Source organism: Burkholderia sp. A9 (assembly GCF_000801975.1).
Genome location: NZ_JSZN01000092.1, coordinates 1 through 515, shown reverse-complemented (window position 1 = coordinate 515; position 515 = coordinate 1). Strand labels below are relative to the sequence as shown.

Sequence of the window (515 nt, the reverse complement as noted above, 5' to 3'; positions counted from 1 at the left end):
AACTCCATCGCATCGATGGATCGCCAGCTGCTGATCAACAACATCGTCGGTGCATCGAAGGCCGCGGTCGCGTACAACCTGCCGATCGTCCACTCGACCGTCAACGTGCAGACCGGCCTGAACAAGCCGCCGATCCCGCAGCTGCGCGCCGCGCTCGAAGGCTATCCGACCTACGACCGCACCAGCATCAACTCGTGGGAAGACGTCGAGTTCCGCAAGGCCGTCGAAGCCACCGGCCGCAAGAAACTGATCATGACCGCGCTGTGGACCGAGGCGTGCCTGACCTTCCCGGCACTCGACGCGCTGAAGGCCGGCTACGAGGTCTATGTGGTCGTCGACGCGGTCGGCGGCACGTCGGTCGCCGCGCATGAAGCCGCACTGCGCCGCATCGAGCAGGCCGGCGGCCAGATGATCAGCGTCGCACAGCTGTTCTGCGAACTGCAGCGCGACTGGGCCCGCAGCGCAACCGTCCCGGCGTTCATCAACCTGTTCATCGAAACCGGCGGCACCGCAGG

Annotated in this window: 1 protein-coding gene; it reads left to right on the top strand. The window is 65.8% G+C overall.

What is annotated here, in order from left to right; translation table 11 throughout:
* On the top strand, nucleotides 1-515 hold a 515-nt coding region (locus PI86_RS15595; protein ID WP_039324478.1), incomplete at both ends, for a hydrolase.